Source organism: Mycobacterium sp. (genome assembly GCF_035623875.1).
Classification (GTDB): Bacteria; Actinomycetota; Actinomycetes; order Mycobacteriales; family Mycobacteriaceae; genus Mycobacterium.
Genome location: NZ_DASPSP010000038.1, coordinates 22,773 through 32,347, shown reverse-complemented (window position 1 = coordinate 32,347; position 9,575 = coordinate 22,773). Strand labels below are relative to the sequence as shown.

The following is a 9,575-nucleotide window of genomic DNA, read 5'->3' as shown; positions in this document are numbered from 1 at the left end:
GCCACCCGGGCAGCGTGCATCGGCGTCGTCGACGGCCGCGACGTCGTCACCATCGAGCACGTGGACCGCATCGCCGACGATCTGGCACCAGACTGGCCGAAGGGCCGAACCGGCGGAACCGATGGCATCTGGCGGGTCAATATCGACGGCGAGCCGAGCTTCGATGCGGAGTTCGAAGTCGGGTATCGGCCCGGTGAGAGCCACAACGATCACGGCTTGCTGGCAACGGGCATGCGCGCGGTCAACGCCATACCCTGGGTCTGCGATGCTGAACCCGGAATCGTTGACGCGCTGCACATCCCGCTCACCTCACCTATTGGCGCGCTGCATCCGCACCGGGACGGGGTGCCTGCCTTTTAGCTCAGCAGGCGCTCGGATGTGATTGGCAGTAGGGGGTAGTCCCCGGGAAGCGATAGCGATTCGCGGCGACCCATCGGTAGACGGCCTCTTCGATGAAGCGGACGCCGGGAATCCGGTAAATTGCCAACGGGATTCGGGTGCCGATGGCCGCCGAGAAGGCCGCGTTGGCAGCCTCTGCGCCGGAGTAGACCGCACCCGAGGCGTCCAGCCACCGGACCGATTCGAGCAGACTTGTCGGCGCGATACCCAGTCGCTCGGCGGCGCCGGAGCTTTGCAGCGCTTCAGTCCTCAGGTCACCGGTTCGATCTATTTTCAACAGTAAATCCCTTGAGCGAGTGCACATTCCGCAGGCTCCGTCGAAGAACAGGATTCCCGCCGGTCCGGTGCTCATTGTGAGACACCCTGGCGTGGCCGCAGCCGGACGACCGACGCTTCGCCGAGGGTTCGGCGCGCCCGGATACCGGCGATCGCGAACACAATGCCGGTGCCGATCTCGGTCAGGGCGGAGAACCAGGAGAACCACGTCACGTTGATGTGCGGCGGCGAGACGAAGCTGTCCTGGTAGCCCGGCAAGAAAGTCGGCAACAGATGCGCGTAGGTAAATAGCACGGCGCTGGCGAATCCGACCGCGATCGCCGCTTCCGGCGCCCGTCGGTGCCGGGTGAGCGCCATGACGACCGCAACAGCGACGAACAGTCCCTGGATCATGCCGCCGACCATGATGAACGGTGGCGATGCCGACATGCCGCGGCGCACATGGTCCAGGCCGTGGATTCCGAATCCGATGGCGAATGCTATTGCGGCCCAACGGAGAATGTCAGTAGTGTCGCGTCCCGGCGAAATCTGATCGATCATCGCGGATCACCGTCCTTGGTGGGGCCGGTAAGGAGAATTTGACTGCCCAACCACCAGTTTTACTACTACACTACGTAGTAGTCAAGGTCAGATGTTGTTCTGCTGAACCCGGACAATCCGGCTAGAACACGTTCTAGTCTTGCCGCCATGGGATTTCTCAAACAGGACACCCCGCAGATCGACTTCGAGGAGTGGAGCAAGGGTACCCGTGCAGAGAAGATCATCCCGATGGCCCGGCACTGGGCCGAGGTCGGCTTCGGTACCCCGGTCGCGCTGCACCTGTTCTACGTCGTCAAGATCGGCCTGTACATCCTGGGGGCGTGGCTGCTTGCGCTGACCACCACGGGGATCAACGGCTTCACCAATGTCGCGCACTGGTACGCCGAGCCGATCGTGTTCGAAAAGGTCGTGCTCTACACCATGCTGTTCGAAGTGGTCGGCCTGGGCTGCGGCTTCGGACCGCTGAACAACCGGTTCTTTCCACCGATGGGCTCGATCCTGTATTGGCTGCGGCCCGGCACCATCCGGCTGCCGCCCTGGCCGAATCGCGTACCGCTCACCAAGGGGGATGCGCGCACAGCCGTCGACGCGCTGTTGTACGGCGCGCTACTGGTGCTGCTCGTCATCGCGATCTTCTCCGATGGCACCGGGCCGGTCCCGGCGCTGGGGACCACGGTCGGGGTGCTGCCGGCGTGGCAGATCTGGGCGGTGCTCGGCGTGCTGGCCGCGCTGGGTCTGCGCGACAAGGTCATCTTCCTGGCCGCCCGCGGCGAGGTGTACGCCTCGTTCACTGTCGCCTTCCTGTTCGCCGGCTACGGCGTGGACATGATCCTCGGCGCCAAGCTGGTGTGCCTGGTGATCTGGCTGGGCGCAGCGACGTCCAAGCTCAACAAGCACTTTCCGTTCGTCATCTCGACGATGATGAGCAACAATCCGGTGTTCCGGCCGCGGTTCATCAAACGGAAGTTCTTCGAACACTTCCCGGACGACCTGCGTCCTGGCCGGCCATCGCGCTGGCTCGCGCATTTCAGCACCGGGATCGAGGGACTGGTGCCGCTTGTGTTGTTCTTCAGTCACGGCGGCTGGCCCACCGCGATCGCCGCATTCATCATGCTGTGCTTCCACTTTGGCATCCTGTCGTCGATTCCGATGGGTGTGCCGCTGGAGTGGAACGTCTTCATGATGTTCAGCGTGCTGGCGCTGTTCGTCGGCCACGCCTCGATAGGGCTGGGCGACTTGACGACACCGCTGCCGATTGTGCTGTTTGCCGTCGTCGCCGGTACTGTCGTGGTGGGAAACCTGTTGCCGGGCAAGGTTTCCTTTCTGCCGGGTATGCGCTACTACGCGGGTAACTGGGACACCACGCTGTGGTGCATCAAGCCATCGGCCGAGGAGAAGATCGCCAGGGGCGTCGTAGCGATCGCGAGCATGCCCGCCGCACAGCTTGAGAAGTTCTACGGCAGCAAGGAAGCCGCGCTGATCCCGATGTACATGGGATATGCGTTCCGTGCCTTCAACACTCACGGCAGGGCGCTGTTCACCTTGGCGCACCGCGCGATGGCCGATCAGAACGAGGAAGACTACGTTCTCACCGATGGTGAGCGGATATGCAGCACCGCCATCGGCTGGAATTTCGGCGACGGGCACTTCAGCAACGAGCAGTTGGTCGCGGCCCTGCACAAGCGATGCCACTTCGAGCCGGGCGAGGTGCGGGTGGTGATGCTCGACGCTCAGCCCATCCACCATCAGACCCAGCAGTATCGGCTGGTGGACGCCGCCACCGGCGAATTCGAGCGCGGCTACGTTCGGGTGGCCGACATGGTGACCCGCCAGCCGTGGGCCGACGACGTGCCGGTGTGCGTGCATGAAAGCCGCACCGAGGGTCGGGCCACACGCCGAACGTGAAGCTGTTGCACTAACCGCTTGACATCACGCGCGATTTTTTTGCAACAGTTTCACGCTCGGGGCGTGACATGCGGAGTTACGCGCCGGCCCGCACTTCTTCGGCGGCGGCCACCAGGTTTTTCAGTGACGCGTTCACCTCGTCGGGGTTGCGGGTCTTCAGACCGCAGTCCGGGTTGACCCAAAGCCGCTCAGCGGGAACGGCTTTCAGCGCAGCACGCAGCGACTTGGCGATCTCGTCGGTGCTGGGCACCCGCGGCGAGTGGATGTCATAGACACCCGGTCCGACGCTGTTGGAGAAGCCGATCGAGTTGAGGTCGTCGAGCACCTCCATGTGCGAGCGGGCCGCCTCGATCGACGTGACGTCGGCGTCTAGGTCGGCGATGGCACCGATCACCTCTCCGAACTCCGAGTAGCACAGGTGAGTGTGGATCTGCGTCGCGTCCGAAACACCAGAGGTCGCCAGCCGGAACGAGCCGACCGCCCAGTCCAGGTAGGCCGCCTTGTCGGCGTCGCGCAGCGGCAGCAGTTCCCGCAGCGCGGGCTCGTCCACCTGGATCACCGCGATACCGGCCGACTGCAAGTCCACCGTCTCGTCGCGGATGGCCAGCGCCACCTGGTAGGCGGTGTCGGCCAGCGGCTGGTCATCACGGACGAACGACCAGGCCAGGATCGTGACCGGACCGGTGAGCATGCCCTTGACCGGCTTGTCGGTCAGCGACTGCGCGTATTTTGCCCACTCCACCGTCATCGGGTGCTGGCGGGTGACGTCACCGTAGAGGACCGGCGGCCGCACGCAGCGGCTGCCGTAGGACTGCACCCAGCCGTTCTTGGTGGCGAAGAAGCCCTCCAGCTGCTCGGCGAAGTACTGCACCATGTCGTTGCGTTCCGGTTCGCCGTGCACCAGCACGTCCAGACCAAGCTGCTCCTGCAGCTTGATCACGTCGGCGACCTCCTGCTGCATCCGGCGGGTGTACTCGGCCTCGTCGATCTCACCGGCGACCAGCGCGGCGCGGGCCTTGCGGATCTCGACGGTCTGCGGAAACGACCCGATCGTGGTGGTCGGCAGTGGTGGCAGATGCAGCCGCGCGTTCTGCGCTTCCCGGCGTTCGGCGGCCGGCCCACGATGAGCGCCGGAAGCGGTGATCGAGTCGATGCGGGCCCGGACCTGGTTGTTGTGTAGCCGCTGGTCCTTCCTACGCGAGGCGACGGCTGCGTTGGACGCCGCGATCTCGTCGGCGACTGCGTCACGGCCTTCGCGCAGTGCACGCGCCAGGACAGCGACCTCGTGCACCTTCTCGGCCCCGAATGCCAGCCAGCTGCGCAGCGCGTCGTCCAGCTCGGTCTCGGGCTCCAGCGAGTACGGCACGTGCAGCGTCGAGCATGACGTCGAAACAGCAACTGCCTCCGCTGAGCCCAGCAGCGCGGCCAGTTTGCTCAGCGCCGACTCCAAGTCGGTGCGCCAGATGTTGCGGCCGTCGACGATCCCGGCCACCAGCGTCTTGCCGGCCAGCTCGGGAACCGATGCGATCGCGGCGTCGGCGCCGTAGACCAAATCGACGCCGATCGCCTCGACGGGCGTGCGGGCCAACGCGGGCAGGGCGGCGCCGGGGTCGCCGAAGTAGGTGGCGACGTGGATAGCGGGCCGCTTCTTCACCGAGCCCAGGGTCGAGTAGACCTTCCCCGCCAGTGCGGGCGCGTCGGCGGAGATGTCGGTGACCAGCACCGGCTCGTCGAGCTGGACCCACTCGGCCCCGTGGTCGGCGAGCTGCCCGAGCAGGTCGGCGTAGAGGGGAACGAGCTCGTCGAGCCACTCGATCGGCGCGCCTCCGCCGTCGACCGCCTTGCTCAGCAGCAGGAAGGTAATCGGGCCGATGATCACCGGCCGCGCCGGAATCCCTTGCTCCTGAGCCTCGTTGAGCTCAGCCAGCACCTTGGCCGGGTTCAGGGTGAACGCAGTCTTCGGCCCGATCTCCGGGACGATGTAGTGGTAGTTGGTGTCGAACCACTTGGTCATTTCCAGCGGCACGATGTCCTCGGTGCCTCGGGCGGCGGCGAAGTACCGGTCTAGTTCGTCGGAGACACTTTGCACCCGGGCCGGCAGCGCGCCGAGCAGCACGGCGGTGTCGAGTATCTGGTCGTAGTAGGAGAAGGTGTTGACCGGCACCGAATCCAGGCCGGCGGCGACCAGCTGTGACCAGGTATCGCGGCGCAGCGTGGCGGCGACGTTTTCCAACTCGGAGCGGCTGGTGCGGCCCGCCCAGTAGCCCTCGGTGGCACGCTTGAGTTCGCGTTTCGGGCCGATGCGCGGGGTGCCGGTGACGGTGGCGGTAAACGGTGTTGCGGTCACGAGTTCGTCCTTCAATCGACGGGGTGGTCACCGCCAGCGGACGCGAAGCAGACCCGGATGCGGTGTGCCGCCAGCACACTCCTGCAACCAGGAGAGCCGTACGCCCATTCCACGAGGCGATGAGCCGCCAGGCGCGGCGCGCCCGGCACAGTCGGCAGGTCTTCGGACTCACAGGCGCACACCGGGTGGTGCTCCTACTGGCCGTCGCTTCCCGGTCTCGGTTCTTTCTAAGACCAGTGCTTTTCAGACGGCGGTCGTTCCTGCATACCGCTGCGGGACAGTCCCGGACTCTCACCGGGTTCCCTTTCCGACTGCGGCATACACCCTAGTCGGAGCGTTTTTCGGTGTCGAACACAGGTGCTAGATCGCTTGCCGTGCCCACATTTTGCCCACACTTTCTGCGACGGAATCTAGGTCGGAGTCGAACAGATCGGCGTACACGTCGAGTGTCATCGCCGCGCTGGAGTGCCCGAGCATCCGCTGCACCACCTTCGGGTTAGCGCCGGCATGGATCGCCAACGACGCCGCGGTGTGGCGCAGGTCGTGAGCGGTCACCCGTGGGAATGTCTTGTCAACCTCCCGGCAGCGTGCCACCGCGCCCGCCAACCACGACTCGTCAGAATCCGGCGATCTAAGATAGCCGCCCGACGTGGACGACCACAGCAAGTCGTCGCGGCCCTTACCCTCGGCGGTGCGGGCCAGCGCGTCTACGACGGGCGGGTCCTCTTTCCCCGCCCGTCCCGGCCCAACGTTGCGGGCGATTACGTGGCAACATTCACTTACCGGGATCCGATGAAGATTGTGATGTTCGGCACCCGGCGAGAGGAGTGATCAATGACTGGGGCAAGATCGTCCGGATCCCGCGGCAGAATCGCGAAGATCGTGGTGGCGGGGATGCTTCTGGGTCTACCCGCCGCGGCCGTCAGCATCCCGGCGTATGCGGCGCCCGCGGACACACCGAGTGTGCTTCCGGCGCCGCTGCCAGCGGATCCACCCACTAACGCGCCGCAGCCGCCTCCGCCGCCGCCAAAACCGGCCCCCGACCTGTCGGCGGGGACGTACGACTGGTGGGGTGATCCGTCTTGGAACGTTTCAGGCAATTGGTGAGCTGATCGCGCCCACACTGTGCCCACAACCTGCCCACAGTCACAGATAACTAGCGTGAGTTCCAGTGATGTTGTTGCTGCTGCTCACACGTGGTTTACGTCGCTCACCAGCACCGTCAAAAACAGTCCCGGACTCTCACCGGGTTCCCTCTTACGAAGCACATCTAACATGCTTCGCCCGATGTCGACGCCGTCGCTTTGACACCGCCGGCAAACCAGCTGCGTAGAGGAGATTACTCGGCAGCCAGCGCCTCGGCGATGGGCAGGTCGCCGTTGTTGAACTCGATCATCCGGCCGATCGTCGTGTCATCGCTTAACACGGCGGCCGCCACGAGTGCGACGTCTTCTCGCGAGACCTCTCCCTTGTCGGCGCCGGCGGTGCCCACGGCGATCCGACCGGTCGCCGGTTCCAGCGTCAGCCGGCTGGGGCCCAGCACGGTCCAATCGAGGTCACTGGCCCGGAGGTGGGCATCGGCGGCCGCTTTGGCCTCGGCATAGGGGAAGAACGGATTATCCTCCGCTACACCATGGTTCGGTCCCGCGCCAAAGTACGACACCATGATGAAGCGCCGCACGCCGGCTTGCCCGGCGGCATCAATCACGCGGATCGCGGAGTCGCGGTCGACGGCATAGGTGCGGGCCGGGTTACCGCCGCCGGCCCCGGCGGAGAACACTACCGCGTCGTGCCCGGCGAGCAGCTCGGCCAGCGCATCGGTGTCCAGTGTCTCGATATCCGCGACGACCGGACGAGCACCCGTCGCGGCGACGTCGTCGGCGTGGTCGGGATTGCGAAAGACCGACGCCACCTCGTGACCTCGCTCGGTCAAGATGCGAGCCAGGTGCAAAGCGACCTTGCCGTGGCCGCCGATGACGACAATGCGCGACATGACTCTCGACGCTACCTTCCGGCTGAGCACCCCCCCGGCGGGCCGTCCAACGGGTTGGTTAACAATCGAGGCACAAACCTCGTGTCATAGGGAGAAGGTCATGGCTGAAGCCGTCATCGTCGAAGCGGTGCGTTCACCGATCGGCAAGCGCAACGGAGGGCTGTCCGGCGTACACGCCGCCGACCTGTCCGCGCAGGTTCTCAACGGACTCGTCCAGAAGGCCGGCGTCGATCCCGAGATCGTCGACGACGTGATCTGGGGATGCGTGATGCAGGCCGGCGAGCAGGCGCTCGACATCGGGCGCACAGCGTTGCTGACTGCCGGCTGGCCCGAGACCGTTCCCGGTGTCACCGTCGACCGTCAGTGTGGATCCAGCCAGCAGTCGATCCACTTCGCCGCCGCCGGCGTGATCGCCGGCCACTATGACGTCGTCGTCGCCGGCGGTGTGGAGTCGATGTCGCGGACCCCGATGGGGTCCTCGCTCGCCAACGGCGGCAGGCCGTTCTCACAGGGCTTCCTGGACCGCTACCACGGGGCGATCCCCAACCAGGGCATCGGTGCCGAGATGATCGCCGAGCAGTGGGGGTTCGACCGGACCGCGCTCGACGAATTCTCCCTTGGCTCTCATGAAAAAGCTGCTGCCGCACAAGATTCGGGTGCATTCGACGACCAGATCGTGGCGATCAAAGTTACGGACGGCTCAGAAAATTCAGTGGTCCTCAAGGATGAAGGCATCCGCCGCGGCACGCCGATCGAGAAGATGGCGCAACTGAAGCCCGCCTTCAAGGAGGACGGCGTGATCCACGCCGGTAACTCCAGCCAGATTTCCGACGGGTCGGCCGCGTTGTTGTTCATGTCGGCGGAGAAAGCGAAGTCCTTGAAGCTCAACCCGATCGCCAAGGTGCACACCGCCACACTGGCCGGCGCCGACCCGGTGATCATGCTGACCGCGCCGATCCCGGCGACCCAGAAGGCGCTGAAGCGCTCCGGCCTGAAGCTGGAGGACATCGGGGTTTTCGAGGTCAACGAGGCGTTCGCGCCGGTGCCGCTGGCGTGGTTGAAGGACATCGGGGCTGACGAGAAGAAGCTCAACCCCAACGGCGGCGCGATAGCACTCGGCCATCCGCTCGGTGGATCCGGTGCCCGGATCATGACGACGATGCTTTACCACATGCGGGACAAGGGAATTCGTTACGGCTTGCAGACGATGTGCGAGGGCGGCGGTCAAGCCAACGCCACTATTGTGGAGCTGCTGTGACGGCAGCGCTCACCGAGCGGCGCGGCGATGTTCTGGTGATCACGATCAACCGGCCGGAGGCCCGCAACGCGGTCAACGGCGCGGTCAGCACCGCCGTCGGCGACGCGCTCGAGCAAGCGCAAAACGACGCCGCGGTGCGGGCGGTGGTGATTACCGGCGCCGGCGACAAATCCTTCTGCGCCGGAGCAGACCTCAAGGCGATTTCGCGGCGCGAGAATCTGTATCACCCCGACCATGGCGAATGGGGCTTCGCCGGTTACGTGCACCACTTCATCGACAAGCCGACGATCGCCGCGGTAAACGGCACCGCGTTAGGCGGCGGCACCGAACTGGCGCTGGCCAGTGATCTGGTGGTGGCCTGCGACAGCGCGACATTCGGTTTGCCCGAGGTCAAGGTCGGATTGTTTGCCGCTGCCGGCGGGGTGTTCCGCATTGTGCATCAGCTGCCGCGCAAGATCGCGCTTGAGATGGTGCTCACCGGTGAGCCGATCAGCGCCGCGGAGGCCGCCAAGTGGGGACTGATCAACCAGGTCGTCGCGGACGGCACGGTGCTGGAAGCCGCGCTGGCGCTGGCTGAGCGGGTCACCGTGAACGCGCCGCTGTCGGTCCAGGCCAGCAAGCGGATCGCCTACGGTGTCGACGACGGCGTCATCCCCGACGAAGAACCCGGCTGGGCTCGCACCCAACGCGAATTCGGCGTAGTGCTGAAATCCGAGGACGCCAAAGAAGGCCCGCTGGCCTTCGCCGAAAAGCGGCCGCCGGTCTGGAAAGCGCGCTGAGCCCGGGAAGAAAAGCTCCGCGGCGATCGTAAGCGCGCCGAAGCCGGGCAGCAGGGTGGATGCCGGGACGACCGCACG

Annotated in this window: 8 protein-coding genes, 1 pseudogene and 1 riboswitch; of the genes and pseudogenes, 4 read left to right on the top strand and 5 right to left on the bottom strand. The window is 65.4% G+C overall.

The features are described from left to right. Positions 1-360 (top strand): annotated as a pseudogene (locus VEI45_RS03485) (hypothetical protein); the annotation flags it as partial. A 1-nt stretch (position 361) separates the two neighbouring features. On the opposite strand, the gene VEI45_RS03480 reads toward VEI45_RS03485, so the two are convergent. Together VEI45_RS03480 and VEI45_RS03475 are read right to left on the bottom strand one after the other, a co-directional pair. Next, complete coding sequence (locus VEI45_RS03480) at positions 362-751, bottom strand: DUF393 domain-containing protein (RefSeq protein ID WP_324850163.1); 390 nt, start codon at positions 749-751, stop codon at positions 362-364. Then, positions 748-1,215: a hypothetical protein gene (locus VEI45_RS03475; protein ID WP_324850161.1), complete on the bottom strand. Its 468-nt coding sequence runs from the start codon at positions 1,213-1,215 to the stop codon at positions 748-750. Before VEI45_RS03475 ends, VEI45_RS03480 begins: the two co-directional genes overlap by 4 nt. Positions 1,216-1,362: 147 nt before the next feature. Between VEI45_RS03475 and VEI45_RS03470 the strand changes: the two genes are divergently transcribed. Beyond that, positions 1,363-3,120 carry a DUF3556 domain-containing protein gene (locus tag VEI45_RS03470; protein ID WP_324850158.1) on the top strand — a complete coding sequence of 586 codons (1,758 nt, stop codon included), beginning with the start codon at positions 1,363-1,365 and terminating at the stop codon, positions 3,118-3,120. Positions 3,121-3,196: 76 nt separating this feature from the next. On the opposite strand, the gene metE is transcribed toward VEI45_RS03470, so the two are convergent. From metE to VEI45_RS03455, 3 genes are all read right to left on the bottom strand, one after another. Continuing rightward, positions 3,197-5,467, bottom strand: coding sequence for a 5-methyltetrahydropteroyltriglutamate--homocysteine S-methyltransferase (metE, locus tag VEI45_RS03465; RefSeq protein ID WP_324850157.1), 2,271 nt, complete (start codon positions 5,465-5,467; stop codon positions 3,197-3,199). Between the two features lie 136 nt (positions 5,468-5,603). Next, positions 5,604-5,810, bottom strand: a riboswitch (cobalamin riboswitch). Between the two features lie 17 nt (positions 5,811-5,827). Continuing rightward, on the bottom strand, positions 5,828-6,061 hold the full coding sequence (locus VEI45_RS03460) for a tyrosine-type recombinase/integrase (RefSeq protein ID WP_324850155.1): 234 nt from the start codon (positions 6,059-6,061) through the stop codon (positions 5,828-5,830). Positions 6,062-6,806: 745 nt separating this feature from the next. Then, a complete protein-coding gene (locus VEI45_RS03455; RefSeq protein WP_324850153.1) occupies positions 6,807-7,460 on the bottom strand; it encodes an SDR family oxidoreductase in 654 nt (217 codons plus the stop codon). A gap of 100 nt (positions 7,461-7,560) precedes the next feature. Between VEI45_RS03455 and VEI45_RS03450 the strand changes: the two genes are divergently transcribed. Then, positions 7,561-8,718, top strand: coding sequence for a thiolase family protein (locus tag VEI45_RS03450; RefSeq protein ID WP_324850150.1), 1,158 nt, complete (start codon positions 7,561-7,563; stop codon positions 8,716-8,718). Beyond that, a complete protein-coding gene (locus VEI45_RS03445) occupies positions 8,715-9,497 on the top strand; it encodes a crotonase/enoyl-CoA hydratase family protein (RefSeq protein WP_324850148.1) in 783 nt (260 codons plus the stop codon). The genes VEI45_RS03450 and VEI45_RS03445 overlap by 4 nt, the downstream gene beginning before the upstream one ends. Positions 9,498-9,575 lie beyond the last annotated feature (78 nt).